We start from the raw sequence: 14985 nt of genomic DNA on the forward strand, positions 1-14985 counted from the left end.
TGCCCGCACAAGCTAAGCCCCTTGCCATCCTGGGGAGGAGCTCGTGACAACCTTCGACAACACCCTCAACGCCGACGGCGCCCTCATCGTCGGTGCTGGTCTCGCAGGCCTCTTCACTGCGCTCAAGCTCGCGCCGCGTCCGGTCACCGTGCTCTCGCCCAAGCCGCTCGGCACCGGCGCCTCCTCCGCCTGGGCGCAGGGCGGGGTCGCTGCGGCCATGGGTGAAGGTGACAGCCCTCATGCTCATGCGCAGGACACCGAAATGGCCGGCGCCGGCATCGTCGATCATGGCATCGCCGAAAGCGTCACGGCAGAAGCCGTAGCGCGCATCGAAGACCTCGCCCGCTGGGGCACCCCTTTCGATCGGGACGATTTCGGCAATTTCGAGCTCGGGCGCGAGGCGGCCCACTCCGCCAACCGCATCGTCAAGGTCGAAGGTGATCGCGCCGGCTGGGCCATCATGCAGGCCATCATCGCCCAGGTGCGCAAGACGCCCTCGATCCGCGTCGTTGAAGGCATCACGGCCCTCAGCCTCGCGCGCGACAACGGCCGCATCGTCGGCATCTATGGACGGCGCCTTGGCGATCGCTATTCCGAACCCATCTTCATTCGCGCGCGCGCCACCGTTCTCGCCGCCGGTGGCCTGGGCGGCCTTTATGCGGTCACCACCAATCCGCCCGGCGTGCGTGGCCACGCCCTGGGCATGGCGGCGCGCGCAGGGGCCATCATTGCCGACCCCGAATTCGTGCAGTTCCACCCCACCGCCATCGCCACGGGTGCCGATCCGGCCCCGCTCGCCACCGAAGCGCTGCGCGGCGAAGGCGCCATTCTCGTCAACGATCTGGGCGAGCGCTTCATGCCCGCCATTCATCCCGATGCCGAGCTGGCCCCGCGCGATGTCGTCGCCCGCGCCAATTTCCGGCAGATCCAGGCCGGACGGCAGGTCTTTCTCGATACGCGTCAGGCGCTGGGAGCCGATATCCTCACCCGTTTCCCCACCGTCTCGAAATATTGCCGCGACGCCGGCATCGACCCGGTCAACGGCATGATCCCGGTGACGCCCGCTGCCCATTTCCACATGGGCGGCGTCAAGGTCGACGAACGTGGGCGCTCGTCACTGCCGGGCCTATGGGTTTGTGGCGAAGCAAGCTGCACGGGCCTGCATGGCGCCAATCGCCTGGCATCCAATTCCCTGCTCGAGGCCGTGGTCTATGGCGCGCGGATCGCAGAGGATATCGGCGGTCTCGAACCGCAGCGCGAACTCACGCCCTTCAAGGGCATCGAGTGGGATGAGGCCGAGGGCGCCCGGGCCGAGGAAGTGCTTCGCAACACCCCCGCCGTGCAGGACCTGCGCCGGGTCATGACCGATCTTGTCGGCGTCGAGCGCGACGCCGCAGGCCTGCGCACCGCCCTTCGCGAGATCGCCCGTCTCGAGGCCACGGCCGAACGGGTCACAAGCGCCTATCTCAACATGACCACCTCGGCCACGCTCGTCGCCGCGGCGGCCCTGAAACGCACCGAGAGCCGCGGCGGTCACTTCCGCATCGACTTCCCCGACTCCAACGAAGCCTGGGAACACCACACCGAAATGACGCTGTCAGAAGCGCTTTCCATCCGCGCGGAAGCCTGACGACAGCGCTCACTCGGTCAGCAAATACGTCGCCAGCGCCGTCAGGTCTTCGTCCGTCCAATGCGAGGTGGAATCGGCGATCACTTCGCCCATCGAACCGCCCAGCACGTCGAAGCCCGGGGTAAACCCGTCCTTGAGCGTCTGCACCAGCGTTGGCACATCGTAACCTTCTTCGGTAAGCGCCGCGGCCGTCAGCGCCGGAGCCCGACCGCCGGTTCCGCCGGGCGAGCCGGTGAGGGCCTTGTCCCATTCGAGCGCCCCCAGCGCGTTGCGGGGCGTGTGGCAGGCCACACAATGGGCCGGGCCATAAGCGAGATACTTGCCGCGATTGTACTGCTCGCTCTGTCCCTCCTCGGGGCTGAAGCGCGCCGGGCGGAAGAACAGGTTCTGCCAGCCGGCCATCGCCAGCCGGATGTTGAACGGGAACGGCACCTGGCTTTCGCCCGCCGGCGTCGAAACCGGTTCCGTCGCCATCAGTGCGGCATAGAGATCGACGATCTCCTGGTCGCTCATCAGCGTGTAGTTTTCATAGGGGAAGGTTGGATAGAGGTGCCCCTGCGGTCCCATGCCATTGCTCATGGCATCGGAGAACTGCTGCACCGTCCACCGGCCGATGCCGACATCCGGGTCCGAGGTGATATTGGGCGGAACGAACGTACCAAATGCGGTTTCGAGGCCGACGCCGCCGGCCAGTTCCGCACCGCCGGCAGCAGCATTGGTGTGGCAGGCGACGCATCCGCCCAGGCGGATCAGGTAGTCACCGCGCGCCACATCCCCGACAAGGGTCAGGTCGCGCGCCGGCCCCGTCACCGGCTTGAGGAAATAGGCCGCGGTCGCCGCGCCCAGAACCACCACGACACCCAGAACAATCCATCTCCGCCGCATGACGAACACCCCAAGACGCTATCACGGGATAGAGAGCAGAGCGGCATCGCGCTGGCAACTAACGGAAATGTTAGCTTTAGGCTGCGAGCACCGCATCGACTTCGCCCCGGCTCGGCGGCTGGCATCCCTTGCGCCCGCAATTGATCCCGGCCACCACGGCGCCGAACCGCAGCATCTCGGCCAGCGCCTCGGCGTCCAGCGCAGCGAGCCCGCCCGGCTTCAGCGCCCCGGCTTCGGCCAGCCATGTCAGTATGCCCGCCATGAGGCTGTCGCCTGCCCCCACCGTGTCCCCGAAGACCGGCGGCGCGTAGATCGGCGCCACGGCTTCCCCGGCTGCGGTAAAGGCACGGCTTCCGTGCTCGCCCAGCGTCACCACCACCAGTTCACACCGCGGCCGCGCCAGCAGTTCTGCCGCATGCGCCTCGATGCTGGTCCCTGGCTTGAGCCAGTCGTGGTCCTCTTCCGAGAGCTTGACCACATGGGCTGTATCGAGGAAAGCCGAGAGCCGGCTGCGATAGCCCGCCTCGTCGTCGATCAGTTTGTCGCGCACATTGATGTCGATCGAGATCGTTGCGCCCCGCTCGACTGCTGCCGCGACCACGTCGGTCCAGATGGCGGCGTCGTCGGCGCGGATCGGGGAGAAGCCGCCGATCTGGTAAAGCGCGATCCGCTCCGGCAGCGCCGCGATCAGGCCCTCGCGGGTGAACGCGCGGTCGGCATGCCGCTCGAAGACGTAGGATGCCTGCATCTTCTCGTTAAAGGTCACGATCGCCTTGGTGGTCGGCTCCGGCACGCGGTCTTTGAGCAACACCGCGACGCCCGCCTCCGCCAGCGGCTTGAGCAGCAGGTCGCCATACTGGTCCTGGCTGATCGGGCAGAGAAAACCCGTCGCGTTTCCCAGCTTGGAGAGGGCGATCGCGCAGTTGAAGGGTGATCCACCCGCCAGCGCCACGCGCTCGGCATCCGCAGCGGCCGAAACCGGCACCAGGTCAATCAGGCTTTCGCCCCCAACTACGAACATGCGTCCCTCCCGAGTGCTGCGCTGGCCGCTGCATAGCACTTTCGGATCACTTGTCACCATCGGCCTCTTTATGCACGCCGGGGATTTGGTCTCGGCGGCCAAAGCTGCTACACCCTCCCCGGGCAGCGGCAGCGTTGCTTCCGTCCGGGCTATGGGGCCCGGAACGCACTATGTTAGGAAAGTTTTTGCAGGTTCAGGTACGCGACAACAATGTCGATCAGGCCCTTCGGGTCCTCAAGAAGCGCCTCCAGCGCGAAGGCGTGTTCCGGGAGATGAAACTCCGGAAGTATTTCGAAAAACCCTCTGAAGAACGTGTCCGGCGCAAGGCCGAAGCCGTGCGGCGCAGCCGCAAGGCGGCGCGCAAGCAGGCGATCCGCGAAGGCCTGATCGCCGCGCCCAAGCGCCCCGAGCGCACCTTCGGCAGTCGCCCCGGCGGCGCTCGCTAGCGTTTCAGGCTCTTCGGCCGGGCCGCCTGGCCTGGCCGAGCGCCTCGAGGCGCGCATGCATCCGCCGGATCTGGCCCGGACCGAAATCCGCTGCGCCGATTCGCAGCGATGCGCCCCTCAGGCTCACCGGCGCGGCCTGCTCCATGGCAAAGCGCACCGCGCGTGCAGCAGTCCCGAAATGACGGCCGCCCAAAGCCTGTGCGGTGGTGACGTCGCTGCCCAGGAACAATTCCCCGGGCGCGCTCAAGATATCGAAATTCATTGTGTTATGGTCTTTCTGCCGGCACTCCGGCCGGTCTTCGGCGCAAGGCGCGCCAGGGGATGATCCGCGCCACATTGGGCGCCCCGATCTCCCGGTAACGATGATGATTGCCAGCGATTTCCAGCCAACCTGCCTGCCAGCGCTGACGCGTGACGAAGCCGGCTGCTAGCGCTTGCTGATGGCGATGGTGAAGGCGGTTTCGTTTTCGGCCAGCGCCGTTTTGGTGGCGGAACTGGGGGCAAGGTCGCCCTCTTCCACCACCCGCTCGATGTTTTCGCCCAGCGATTTGACCCGGTACAGCACCGGCCCGCGTTCATGCGGAAGGCAGGTGATGACCTCGCACGGCCCCGACGGACGGTTGCTGAGGCGCGGTGCGGAGCGCAGTTCCAGCATCTGGCCGGCTGTGTAACGGTGCGACATGGTCTGCTCCTTCCGACGGTACCGACGCCTTGAAGGCGTCTCCGGGACTGATCTCGGCTCGAAGCAATGGCAAACGAGCAGGTTTCCCCTGCGCATCATGCATCAGGGGTCTATACGTTCGCAGGTTCGGAAGGAAAGCCATGCAACCGGCTATGCCGGAAGGATCAGGTCGCCAACAGGGGCAGAAAACGTAGGGTGATCATCTACCCCAATCGTGGTGGAGTCAAGGCAAGCGCCAATTCGCCCGGAAATCTCAGCTCCGCAGCCCTGGCGCTTCCTGCCCCGTCGCCTGCACATATTCCGTATAGCCCCCGCCATAGGCATGCACGCCCTCCGGCGTCAGTTCCAGCACGCGGTTGGAGAGCGCGGCGAGGAAATGCCGGTCGTGGCTGACGAACAGCATGGTCCCCTCGAAATTCGAGAGCGCCTCGATCAGCATCTGCTTGGTCTGGATGTCGAGGTGGTTGGTCGGCTCGTCGAGCACCAGGAAGTTCGGCGGATCGAAGAGGATCAGCGCCATGGCGAGGCGCGCCTTCTCGCCGCCCGACAGCACCCGGCACTTCTTCTCGATATCGTCGCCCGAAAAGCCGAAGGCGCCCGCCAGCGCCCGGATCGGCGCCTGCCCGGCCTGCGGGAACGTGCTTTCCAGCATTTGGAAGATCGTCAGGTCGCCGTCGATCACGTCCATGGCGTGCTGGGCGAAATACCCCATCTTGACGCTGGGCCCGCGGCTGACCGCGCCGGCATCGGGCTCCGAGGTTCCGGCCACCAGCTTGAGCAGCGTCGATTTGCCCGCGCCGTTGACGCCCAGGATGCACCAGCGCTCGCGCCGCCGTACGTGAAAGTCCAGCCCGTCATAGATCGTGCGGCTGCCATAGGCCTTCCTGACGCCCTCGATCCGCACGATGTCCTCGCCCGAGCGCGGCGCCGGGCGAAATTCGAACACCACCGTCTGCCGCCGCTTGGGCGGCTCCACCCGGTCGATCTTGTCGAGCTTCTTGACCCGGCTCTGCACCTGCGCCGCGTGGCTGGCGCGCGCCTTGAACCGCTCGATAAAGGCGATTTCCTTGGCCAGCATGGCCTGCTGGCGCTCGAATTGCGCCTGCTGGTTGCGGTCGGAAATCTCGCGCTGGCCCTGGTAGAATTCATAATCGCCGGTATAGCTCGTCAGCGTGCCCGCATCGATCTCGAGGATCTTGTTGACGATCCGGTTCATGAACTCGCGGTCATGCGAGGTCATCAGCAGCGCGCCGGTATAGGTCTTTAGAAAGTTTTCCAGCCAGATCAGGCTTTCGAGGTCGAGATGGTTGCTCGGTTCGTCGAGCAGCAGCACGTCGGGCTTCATCAGGAGGATGCGCGCCAGCGCCACGCGCATCTTCCATCCGCCCGAGAGCGCACCCACGTCGCCATCCATCATTTCGGGCGAAAACCCGAGGCCATCGAGCACTTCGCGGGCGCGCCCATCCAGCGAATAGCCGTCGAGCTCCTGGAACCGGCCCTGCACCTCGCCATAGCGCTCGATGATGGCGTCCATCTGGTTGGCCTTGTCGGGGTCGGCCATGTCGGCTTCGAGCACGGCCATCTCGGCCATCAGCTCGCTCACCGGCCCCGCCCCGTTCATCACCTCGGCGACGACGGGCCTGCCCTCCATGTCGCCCACATCTTGGCTGAAATAGCCGATCGACACCCCACGATCGACCGACACCTGGCCTTCATCGGGCTTTTCCTCGCCGGTGATCATGCGAAACAGCGTGGTCTTGCCCGCCCCGTTCGGCCCCACCAGCCCGATCTTCTCGCCCTTCTGCAGCGCGGCGCTCGCCTCGATGAAGACGATCTGCTTGCCGTTCTGCTTGGAAATGGATTCGAGACGGATCATGAAACGTAGTGCCTGCTGAACGACCGGTCCTTCGCCCCTCCCCCTTCTTCAGGGGGAGGCAGGGTGGGGGCCCGGCCATGCGGTAAAAATCAGCCGCTCCTAAAGCATCCCCAGCCCATTCGAGCAACCCCGCCCGAAAGCCCTCAGCCATGCGACGGCCGGATACGGCGCTCCAGATAACACCGTGCCGCCCTCGGGCTGGACCCGAGGGCCTCTCAGCAAGCCCCAATGCCGGTTCGGTGCACCCCGATAGTGGCCCTCGGGTCAGGCCCGAGAGCGGCGCCGCGTGTGGGGTAGCCTTCGAACACCATAGGCTGGATCCCCCTCCCCCTTCTGCAGGGGGAGGTAGCGGCGCTAGGCCCAAAGGGCCGTAGCATAGCTAGGAGGGGGTTGCCGTCTCATACCGCTCGTCCCACCAGCCCTTCCACTGCGCTTCCAGCGCATCGAACTCACCCGCCGAAAGCCCATAGGTCGTAATCAGCACCGACCCACCGCCGTTCGGCCGCTTGGGTGAAACACCCATGTCGCTGACCACGATCAGCCCATTGCCGAACTGCTCCACCACCAGCGCCGTCTGGAAATGCGTCGTGTACCAGACCAGTCCCCGCGCATTGTTCCCCGTCGACAGCGCCGCCGTGTACGGGCGCCCGGCCGTGTACGCCACCGGCCCATCCAGTCCGAGCTCTGCGCTGGGTTCGCCCACACCGGGCTTGGCGGCCCCCGAGAGATAGATCGTGCGCCGCTCCTCGCCCTCATGCAGTTCCAGCGCCAGCCGCAATTGCTGGAAAAAATTGACCCAGCCTTCGCGGATATCCTCGTAGACCCCGTCCCAGTCGAGCGGTGCGCCGCCCGATCGTATCATCCGCAACCGTGTCCCGCCGGCCTCTTCCGTCAGCTCTATGGCATCGCTCGAGCCTTCCCATTCGCCGAACTGCACCACGCGCCGCGCCGCGTCCGCTTCCGCATGGTCGAGGAAGATGAATTTGATCTCCTCGGCAAGGCTCGGCGCGTCCCACCCGAACCAGGTTTCGATCAGTTTGGGATCCCGCAGTGCCTCCCAGACGCTCTCGATGGGCGCGGCAATGGTGATATCGACCACGACCTGTCTCGTGTCCGGCGTCTCGCTCATGGCACTCTCCTCAATTGATCGGCTTGGTTTTGCTGTCGGCGACGGCCGGATGCGCTGCGGCCGTCAGGTGATAGCGGCGCCTTCCGGCGCCTTGCGGATATCGTGCCGCCACGGCCGCGACCGCCTCGCTGAGTGCGGCAGCGAAATCCTCGAAATCGTGTGGCTGCTCAAAGCCGACATCGGCCTCTATTGTCAGCGTCAGCAGCCGCGCGCCAGCTGCCTCGGCCGCGCCCCGCATGCGGGTCACCTCGCGCACGATGTCGCCTGCCACAGCAACCAGGTGTTCCGCGGCGTACCGGTCCTGGGCGTCCACCTCTTTGCGGCCCAGCAGCGCCGGGTCGAGCACGAAGGCATCCGCCGATGCGACGAGCACCCGCTCGACGAAACCGCGGCGCTTGCGCTCCTCCACCAGTCGCACCAGTCCGGCGGCTTCGAGGGCCCGCAGGTGGTAGCCCAGCTGCTGGCGGGACATGTCGAGACGCTTGGCCAGGCTGCTGGCCGAGCCTGGCTCGCGCAAGGCATCCAGCAAGCGTCGCTTGATCGGCGAGAGCACCATCATGGCGCGCGCGGCATCATCGATCAGGCGGGTCGGTTCGGATGCAGTCATGGCCCAAGGCTAGAATTGACAATTATATTTGTCAATTAACAACGAGGGTGAGCGTGGTCATCGCCGGACGATATCGTGTTGACCGGCCGGAAGGATGATGGTCAATCTTTTCAAGGGAGAAAGCGGCGCCGGGGAGCGCTGCAAGCATGAGGGGAGGCGATCCGTGCAGGGTTTAGCCGCGCTGGTCAAAGGTATCAGCGCTATCAACTGGCTTGTGGGCCAGATCTTGTCTTGGCTGGCATTGGCCTGTGTTCTGGTCTGCTTCACCGTCGTGGTGCAGCGCTACTTCTTCAACACCTCGACGCTTTGGGTACAGGATCTCTATGTCTGGGTCGGAGGCGCCATGTTCACGGGCGTCGCCGGTTTCGCGCTCCTGCGTGACGATCATGTTCGTGTCGACATTTTCTACCGCCCGTCTTCGGTCAGGCGCAAAGCCATGGCCGATCTCTTCGGCGTGGTCGTGTTCCTTCTCCCTTTCATGTATGTCGTCATTCGCTACTGCTATCCGGCGGTGGCGCGCTCCTGGGGCTTTTACGAGGGCTCCTCGAATATCGGGGGCATGCCGGGGCTGTTCATCCTCAAGGGCTTCATAATCGCCTTTGCCGTGCTGGTCGGCCTTCAGGGCATAGCCATGGCAGCACGCGCCATTCTGGTTCTCGCCAACCGCGAGGAACTCCTGCCGCCAGACCTCCGCTATAAGACAGACGACGCAAGGGAAGCGCACTGATGGATCCCGTCCTTATCGGCGAGATTCTCGCCGCCCTGATGTTCGTGGGCGTCATCGGCGTCCTCATGCTCGGTTTCCCGGTCGCCTTTTCGCTGGCCGGCACGGCCATTCTCTTTGGCCTCGTCGGATGGTGGCTGGGCGTCTATGACCCCTCCAACTATGGCTCGCTGGCCGGGCGCTATATCGGCCTCATGACCAACGAAGTCCTGGTGGCGGTGCCGCTGTTCGTGTTCATGGGCGTAATGCTCGAACGCTCGGGAATTGCCGAGCAACTTCTGCTCACCATGGGCAAGCTGTTCGGCAATTTGCGGGGCGGACTTGCCTTGTCGGTGATTGTCGTCGGTGCGTTGCTCGCCGCCTCCACCGGCGTGGTCGGCGCCACCGTCGTTACCATGGGCCTGATTTCGCTGCCTGCCATGCTGCGTGCCGGCTACGATCCCAAGCTTGCGACCGGCGTCATCTGCGCTTCGGGCACCCTGGGTCAGATCATACCGCCTTCCACGGTGCTGATTTTCATGGGCGACATGCTCTCGGGCATCAATGCCCAGGTGCAGATGGAAAAGGGCAACTTTGCCCCCGAACCCGTTTCGGTCGGCGCCCTGTTTGCAGGTGCCATCATTCCTGGCCTGCTGCTGGTTTCGCTCTACGCGATCTTCGTCATCGTCAAGGCCTGGCTCGACCCCAAGTCTGCGCCAGCAACGCCGGTGCCCGAAACCGAAAAGGCATCGCTCTGGCGTGAGGTGGTCGTGGCGCTTATTCCGCCACTACTCCTCATCATTGCCGTGCTCGGCTCCATCCTGGCCGGCATCGCCACCCCAACCGAGGCTGCCTCGGTCGGCTCGGTTGGCGCGCTGCTGCTCTCGCTGCTGCGTGGCAAGCTCACCCTGGGTATTCTCCGCCAGGCCGTCATCTCCACCGCCACCATCACCTCCATGGTGTTCATCATCCTTTTCGGCGCGGCGGTGTTCTCCATCGTCTTCCGCATGATGGGCGGCGATAACCTGGTGCACGAATTCCTGTCGTCCATGCCGGGCGGCGCCGTTGGAGCCATCATCATCGTGATGCTGGTGATGTTTCTGCTGGGCTTCATCCTCGACACCTTTGAAATCATCTTCATCGTCATCCCGATAACGGCCCCGGTGCTCCTGGCGCTCGATGTCAATCCGATCTGGCTTGGGGTGATGGTGGGGGTGAACCTTCAGACCAGCTTCCTGACCCCGCCATTCGGCTTCGCCCTGTTCTATCTGCGCGGCGTTGCCCCTTCGCGCATTACCACGGGCATGATCTACAAGGGCGTCGTGCCCTTCGTGATCCTGCAGATCGTCGCCCTGATCACGCTGTTCTTCTTCCCGCAGTTGATCACCTGGCTGCCCGGCGTGCTTTACTGACTTCGAAGACGGTTCGCGCAGCGAATATGCGGCTCCAGTGGAGCCGCATAAGTCGAGAAGGCCATGAGAGCTACGCTCGAATGGCAGCCAGCCGAACGGTAGCAGAGAATGAAAACAAAAAGCCCGGGCCTCAGCCCGGGCTTCTTCGTGCGGTCGATAGTTCGCTTATTCGTACTTGATGTACTTTTCGCGCGCGGCCAGGAACGGCATGTCGGTGCCTTCCGTGCGCTGGCGCAGCAGGTTGAAGGCGGAGACGAAGCTCTCGGCCACTTCCTTGGTATTGGCGTCGCCGCCGTCGCGGATTTCCTGGATCAGTTCCATCGAAGCCTTGGCGCCAGCCTCGAGGATTTCCTCTGGGAACTGGCGGATCTGCACGCCATGTTCGCTGACAAGCGCATTGAGCGCGCGCGGATCGTTGGCATACATGTCCGACGCCACGTCGTCATACGAAGCCTGGGCACACATGCGGACGATTTCCTGCAGGTCTTCCGGCAGCTCCTGGAACTTGGCCTTGTCCACCACGATTTCGGTGGCCAGGCCCGGCTCGACGAAGCTTGGGAAGTAGTAGTTCTTGGCGATCTGGTAGAAGCCGAGCGCCAGGTCGTTATAGGGCCCGACGAATTCGGCGGCATCGAGCGTACCCGACTGCAGCGCGGCGAAGATTTCGCCGGCGGCCAGATTGGTCACAGAGGCGCCGAGCTTGGCCCAGACCTGTCCGCCGAGACCCGGCGTGCGGAAGCGAAGGCCCTGGATATCGGCGACGCCGGTCAGCTCATTGCGGAACCAGCCACCGGCCTGGGTGCCGGTATCGCCCGAAAGGAAGCCCTGCAGGCCGAACTGGTCGTAGATCTTGTCCCACAGCTCCTGGCCGCCCAGATAGCGCACCCAGGCGGTGAGTTCGCGGCTGGTCATGCCGAACGGCACGCCGGTGAAGAAGCTCAGCCCCTGGCTCTTGTTCTGCCAGTAATAGGGCGTGCCGTGGCTCATTTCGGCAGAACCGTCGATCACGGCATCCAGCGCCTGCAGGCCCGGCACCATTTCGCCGGCAGCGAACAGCTGCACGGTCAGCCTGCCACCCGAGGCGCGGGTGATGCGGTCGGCCAGGTTCTGGGCGCCCACGCCCAGGCCCGGAAAGTTCTTCGGCCAGGTCGTCACCATGCGCCAGGTGATGTTGCCCTGTGCAATTGCGGGCGTGGCCAGTGTTGCAGCAGCTGCTGCGCCGATGGTCGCAACCGAAGCCTGTTTGAAAAATTCGCGTCTCTTCATGAAAATCCCTCCCTTGCGGCGTCTCCCGCCGGACCGAAAAGCGCCCTCTCCCAAGCGACGCACCGGTCACGGCTAACAAAGCAATCCGGATGCCACCTGTCCAGCATGTTGTTATGCGCCAATGCAAATTTCCGGCCACGAGGTTTTTTCGGCGTCGCGGGATTAAACCGCCCTGCCCGGTGTTGATGCAGGGGAAGGCCGCTCACTGGCCTTGCAACAGGAGGACGTTTCCCATGCAGTTCCGTTCGCTTCTCGCCGGCGCCGCCGCGCTCGCGTTCATCGTCGCCCCCGCCTTCGCCGCCGACTATCTGGGCGGCGCCGTCAAGTCGACCGATATCGGCGGCAAGATGGTTCTGACCGATACCAATGGCATGACCCTTTACACCTTCGACAAGGATACCAAGGGCGACGGCAAGAGCGTCTGCAACGGCGATTGCGCCGTCAAGTGGCCGCCGCTGATGGCCGATGCCGCCGCCACCGACGATGGCGACTTCACCGTCGTCACCCGCGACGACGGCTCCAAGATGTGGGCCTACAAGGGCTGGCCGCTCTACTACTGGTACGAGGACATGGCGGCGGGCGACACCAAGGGTGACGGCGTCGGCGGCGTCTGGCATCTTGCCATCGAGTAACTGAGTTCCACCGCGAGGACTGGTCGGCGTGGTCGATTTTCTCGATGAGCTGCAGGAATGCGTTCCGGCCCTGCGCCGCTACGCCCGTGCGCTCACCCGGGACGTCGACCGCGCCGACGACCTGGTGCAGGATTGCCTCGAGCGCGCCATCGCCCGCCGCGGCCTGTTCCAGCCGCGCGGCCCCCTGCGCCCCTGGCTCTACACCATCCTCACCAATCTCCACCGCAACGGCCTGCGCGCCCAGCGCCGCCACGGCACGCCGCTTGATCTCGACGCCGTGCCCGAACCGGCGACTCCGGCGCCACAACCCGGCCACCTGGCCCTCGCCGAACTGGCCCGCGCCATCGACACCCTGCCCCTCGAACAGAAGGAAGCCCTGCTGCTGGTTACCCTCGAAGGCCTCGCCTATGCCGACGCCGCCCGCATCCTCGACATTCCCCAGGGCACGTTGATGAGCCGCCTCGGCCGCGCCCGTTCGGCCCTGCGCACGCTCACCGGCACGCCGGCCGAACCGCATCTGAGGACCGTCAAATGAGCGGCATCGATCGCGACACCATCATGGCCTATGTCGACGGGCAGCTCGACCAGCCCCGGCGCGACGCCGTCGAGGCCGATCCGGCCGCCATGGCCGAAGTCGCCGTGCTCCAGCGCCAGTCCGACGCCATCCGCACCCTGCATGCGCCGGCCGGGGCGGAACCCGTTCCCAAGCGGCTCGATCCCCATCGCCTGGCGCTCCTGCGCGCGCGGCGCCGCTGGTCGGGTCTGCGCCAGGCGGCGGTCCTGGCCGTCTTCCTCGGCATCGGCATCGTCACCGGCTGGCTCAATCGCCCCGCCCCCGACGAGCCCGCCCTCTACAATCGCCTCATCGCCGACGCCGTCAGCGCCCACACCGTATACGTCGCGGAAAACCGGCACGCCGTCGAAGTCCCGGGCGGCGAAACCGAACATCTCTCGACCTGGCTTTCCAATCGGCTGGGCACGGGCCTGGCCATGCCCGACCTCTCGCCTGCGGGCCTCAGCTTCCTGGGCGGCCGCCTCCTGCCTGCCCCCGCCATTCCCGGCGGTCGCGCCGCCCAGCTCATGTACGAGGATGCCGCCGGCCAGCGCCTGACGCTCTATGTCACCCCGTCCAATGGCGTCGATGGACCCGAACTCGAGGCGGTGAGCTTCGGCGGCGACAACGCGCTCTACTGGGCCAATGCCACCATCACCTGCACCATTGTCGGGTCGCAGTCCCCCGAAGCGCTCCAGGCACTCGCCACCAGCATCTTCGCCCAGCTGACGCCGGCCGCATCGGCAGAAGTGCCCGATTACGAGCTCTAGCCGCGCCTGGGCGCATTCCGGGGCGGAATATCGTTGGAGTAAATGGTGTGCAGGCCCACATTGCGGATGTCGCGCTCCCCGCACAGCGCCATCGTCGTGTCGATTTCCTTGCGCAGGATCTCCAGCACGCGCGTCACGCCCGCCTCGCCACCGGCCCCCAGCCCATAGAGCATCGGGCGACCGATGAAGGTCGATTTGGCGCCATAGGCCAGCGCCTTGATCACGTCCTGTCCCGTGCGGATGCCGCTATCGAGATAGACTTCGGTCCTGTGCCCCACCCGGTCGACGATTTCGGGCAGCACGCGAATGGTCGAGGGCGCCCCGTCCAGCTGCCGCCCGCCGTGATTGGAAACCACCACCGCATCGGCGCCATTGTCGACCGCCGCCTGCGCGTCGTCGGCATCGAGCACGCCCTTGACGATGACCGGACCGCCGAACCGCTCCTTGATCCAGCGCACGTCACCCCAGTTGAGCGTCGGGTCGAACTGCGACGCCGTCCACGATGACAGCGACGCCAGGTCGTGATCACCGCTCACATGCCCCACGATATTGCGGAATGTATGCCGCTTGGTCCCCAGCATGCGCAGGCACCACAGCGGGTGCTGCATCATCTGCCAGATCGAGTAGGGCGTGAACTTGGGCGGCGTCGCCAGCCCGTTCTTGATGTCCTTGTGCCGCTGCCCCAGGATCTGCAGGTCCATGGTCAGCACCAGCGCCGAACACTTCGCCGCCTTGGCCCGGTCGATCAGCCGGTTGATGAAGTCGCGGTCGCGCATGACATAGAGCTGAAACCAGAACGGCGCCGTCGTGTTCTCGGCCACGTCTTCGATCGAGCAGACGCTCATCGTCGAGAGCGAAAACGGAATGCCGAACTTTTCGGCGGCCCGTGCCGCCTTGATCTCGCCGTCCGCCGTCTGCATGCCGCCGGTCGCCGCCGGGGCGATCGCCACCGGCATGGTGATCGGCTTGCCCAGCATGTCGACCTTGAGGTTGCGGCCCTCGAGATTGACCGCCACCTTCTGGTTGAGCAGGATCTTGCCGAAATCGCTCTCGTTCTGCCGATAGGTCCCCTCGGTGTAGGAGCCGCTATCGGCATATTCGAAGAACATCTTCGGCACGCGCCGATGCGCCAGCCGCTTCATTTCCTCAACGGTCAGGACCTTGTCGATCGCGGTCATGGCAGCGCGCTCCGGAGTAAGTCCCGCCTGCTCTAACAACTAACATGTTAGTCTTCAAGCCGTGCCACAGGCAGAATTGCTCCAGTGGAGCAATTCTAGGCGCGAAGCCCACAAGAGCTGCGCTCGAGTGGCGGCCGCCCCGAGAAGGCCACGAGAACTCCTCGCGCAAATGGCCAGACGGCTTCAACAAGCGCT

Annotated in this window: 16 protein-coding genes; 7 read left to right on the plus strand and 9 right to left on the minus strand. The window is 65.1% G+C overall.

Annotated elements, in window-relative coordinates; translation table 11 throughout:
- The first annotated feature begins 43 nt into the window (after positions 1-43).
- The gene (locus CCK88_RS12190; RefSeq protein ID WP_086470680.1) at positions 44-1630 is read left to right on the plus strand and encodes an L-aspartate oxidase; all 1587 of its coding nucleotides are present in this window, start codon (positions 44-46) and stop codon (positions 1628-1630) included.
- A 9-nt stretch (positions 1631-1639) separates the two neighbouring features.
- Here CCK88_RS12190 and CCK88_RS12195 read toward each other — a convergent pair whose 3' ends face one another.
- Both CCK88_RS12195 and CCK88_RS12200 read right to left on the minus strand, forming a co-directional pair.
- A complete protein-coding gene (locus CCK88_RS12195) occupies positions 1640-2515 on the minus strand; it encodes a c-type cytochrome (RefSeq protein ID WP_140048975.1) in 876 nt (291 codons plus the stop codon).
- A 76-nt stretch (positions 2516-2591) separates the two neighbouring features.
- The gene (locus CCK88_RS12200) at positions 2592-3536 is read right to left on the minus strand and encodes a PfkB family carbohydrate kinase (RefSeq protein WP_170926452.1); all 945 of its coding nucleotides are present in this window, start codon (positions 3534-3536) and stop codon (positions 2592-2594) included.
- A 185-nt stretch (positions 3537-3721) separates the two neighbouring features.
- On the opposite strand from CCK88_RS12200, the gene rpsU reads away from it, so the two are divergent.
- Positions 3722-3982: a 30S ribosomal protein S21 gene (rpsU, locus tag CCK88_RS12205; protein WP_086470683.1), complete on the plus strand. Its 261-nt coding sequence runs from the start codon at positions 3722-3724 to the stop codon at positions 3980-3982.
- Between the two features lie 4 nt (positions 3983-3986).
- Here the strand turns inward: rpsU and CCK88_RS12210 are convergent, their stop codons facing one another.
- The 5 genes from CCK88_RS12210 to CCK88_RS12230 form a co-directional block, all read right to left on the minus strand.
- Positions 3987-4244, minus strand: a complete 258-nt coding sequence (locus CCK88_RS12210; protein ID WP_086470684.1) for a hypothetical protein — start codon at positions 4242-4244, stop codon at positions 3987-3989.
- Positions 4245-4409: 165 nt separating this feature from the next.
- On the minus strand, positions 4410-4664 hold the full coding sequence (locus tag CCK88_RS12215) for a hypothetical protein (RefSeq protein WP_086470685.1): 255 nt from the start codon (positions 4662-4664) through the stop codon (positions 4410-4412).
- 253 nt (positions 4665-4917) lie between these two features.
- Positions 4918-6540 carry an ABC-F family ATP-binding cassette domain-containing protein gene (locus tag CCK88_RS12220; RefSeq protein WP_086470686.1) on the minus strand — a complete coding sequence of 541 codons (1623 nt, stop codon included), beginning with the start codon at positions 6538-6540 and terminating at the stop codon, positions 4918-4920.
- Between the two features lie 379 nt (positions 6541-6919).
- The gene (locus CCK88_RS12225; RefSeq protein WP_086470687.1) at positions 6920-7669 is read right to left on the minus strand and encodes an SRPBCC family protein; all 750 of its coding nucleotides are present in this window, start codon (positions 7667-7669) and stop codon (positions 6920-6922) included.
- A gap of 10 nt (positions 7670-7679) precedes the next feature.
- Positions 7680-8276: an ArsR/SmtB family transcription factor gene (locus tag CCK88_RS12230; RefSeq protein ID WP_086470688.1), complete on the minus strand. Its 597-nt coding sequence runs from the start codon at positions 8274-8276 to the stop codon at positions 7680-7682.
- 163 nt (positions 8277-8439) lie between these two features.
- Here CCK88_RS12230 and CCK88_RS12235 point away from each other — a divergent pair, with 163 nt between their 5' ends.
- Positions 8440-9003, plus strand: coding sequence for a TRAP transporter small permease subunit (locus CCK88_RS12235; protein WP_086470936.1), 564 nt, complete (start codon positions 8440-8442; stop codon positions 9001-9003).
- Positions 9003-10391, plus strand: a complete 1389-nt coding sequence (locus CCK88_RS12240; RefSeq protein ID WP_086470689.1) for a TRAP transporter large permease — start codon at positions 9003-9005, stop codon at positions 10389-10391. Before CCK88_RS12235 ends, CCK88_RS12240 begins: the two co-directional genes overlap by 1 nt.
- Positions 10392-10556: 165 nt before the next feature.
- Here CCK88_RS12240 and CCK88_RS12245 read toward each other — a convergent pair whose 3' ends face one another.
- Complete coding sequence (locus tag CCK88_RS12245; RefSeq protein WP_086470690.1) at positions 10557-11657, minus strand: TRAP transporter substrate-binding protein; 1101 nt, start codon at positions 11655-11657, stop codon at positions 10557-10559.
- A gap of 233 nt (positions 11658-11890) precedes the next feature.
- Between CCK88_RS12245 and CCK88_RS12250 the strand changes: the two genes are divergently transcribed.
- Genes CCK88_RS12250 through CCK88_RS12260 form a run of 3 tightly spaced genes read left to right on the plus strand, consistent with a single transcriptional unit; the run spans position 11891 to position 13612 of the window.
- On the plus strand, positions 11891-12289 hold the full coding sequence (locus CCK88_RS12250) for a COG4315 family predicted lipoprotein (RefSeq protein WP_086470691.1): 399 nt from the start codon (positions 11891-11893) through the stop codon (positions 12287-12289).
- Positions 12290-12317: 28 nt separating this feature from the next.
- Entirely contained in the window at positions 12318-12824 is a 507-nt protein-coding gene (locus CCK88_RS12255) for a sigma-70 family RNA polymerase sigma factor (RefSeq protein WP_086470692.1), read from the plus strand.
- Positions 12821-13612 carry an anti-sigma factor family protein gene (locus tag CCK88_RS12260; protein ID WP_086470693.1) on the plus strand — a complete coding sequence of 264 codons (792 nt, stop codon included), beginning with the start codon at positions 12821-12823 and terminating at the stop codon, positions 13610-13612. Before CCK88_RS12255 ends, CCK88_RS12260 begins: the two co-directional genes overlap by 4 nt.
- Here the strand turns inward: CCK88_RS12260 and CCK88_RS12265 are convergent.
- Complete coding sequence (locus tag CCK88_RS12265; protein ID WP_086470937.1) at positions 13609-14781, minus strand: alpha-hydroxy acid oxidase; 1173 nt, start codon at positions 14779-14781, stop codon at positions 13609-13611. The genes CCK88_RS12260 and CCK88_RS12265 overlap by 4 nt on opposite strands.
- Positions 14782-14985 lie beyond the last annotated feature (204 nt).

Source organism: Devosia lucknowensis (assembly GCF_900177655.1).
GTDB classification, from domain to species: domain Bacteria; phylum Pseudomonadota; class Alphaproteobacteria; order Rhizobiales; family Devosiaceae; genus Devosia; species Devosia lucknowensis.

What these genes read in the sequence shown, in the direction of transcription:
- CCK88_RS12195 (WP_140048975.1), bottom strand. Translation starts at nt 2,515, where the DNA reads ATGCGGCGGAGATGGATTGTTCTGGGTGTCGTGGTGGTTCTGGGCGCG.
- CCK88_RS12200 (WP_170926452.1), bottom strand. Translation starts at nt 3,536, where the DNA reads ATGTTCGTAGTTGGGGGCGAAAGCCTGATTGACCTGGTGCCGGTTTCG.
- CCK88_RS12210 (WP_086470684.1), bottom strand. Translation starts at nt 4,244, where the DNA reads ATGAATTTCGATATCTTGAGCGCGCCCGGGGAATTGTTCCTGGGCAGC.
- CCK88_RS12215 (WP_086470685.1), bottom strand. Translation starts at nt 4,664, where the DNA reads ATGTCGCACCGTTACACAGCCGGCCAGATGCTGGAACTGCGCTCCGCA.
- CCK88_RS12220 (WP_086470686.1), bottom strand. Translation starts at nt 6,540, where the DNA reads ATGATCCGTCTCGAATCCATTTCCAAGCAGAACGGCAAGCAGATCGTC.
- CCK88_RS12225 (WP_086470687.1), bottom strand. Translation starts at nt 7,669, where the DNA reads ATGAGCGAGACGCCGGACACGAGACAGGTCGTGGTCGATATCACCATT.
- CCK88_RS12230 (WP_086470688.1), bottom strand. Translation starts at nt 8,276, where the DNA reads ATGACTGCATCCGAACCGACCCGCCTGATCGATGATGCCGCGCGCGCC.
- CCK88_RS12240 (WP_086470689.1), top strand. Translation starts at nt 9,003, where the DNA reads ATGGATCCCGTCCTTATCGGCGAGATTCTCGCCGCCCTGATGTTCGTG.
- CCK88_RS12245 (WP_086470690.1), bottom strand. Translation starts at nt 11,657, where the DNA reads ATGAAGAGACGCGAATTTTTCAAACAGGCTTCGGTTGCGACCATCGGC.
- CCK88_RS12250 (WP_086470691.1), top strand. Translation starts at nt 11,891, where the DNA reads ATGCAGTTCCGTTCGCTTCTCGCCGGCGCCGCCGCGCTCGCGTTCATC.
- CCK88_RS12260 (WP_086470693.1), top strand. Translation starts at nt 12,821, where the DNA reads ATGAGCGGCATCGATCGCGACACCATCATGGCCTATGTCGACGGGCAG.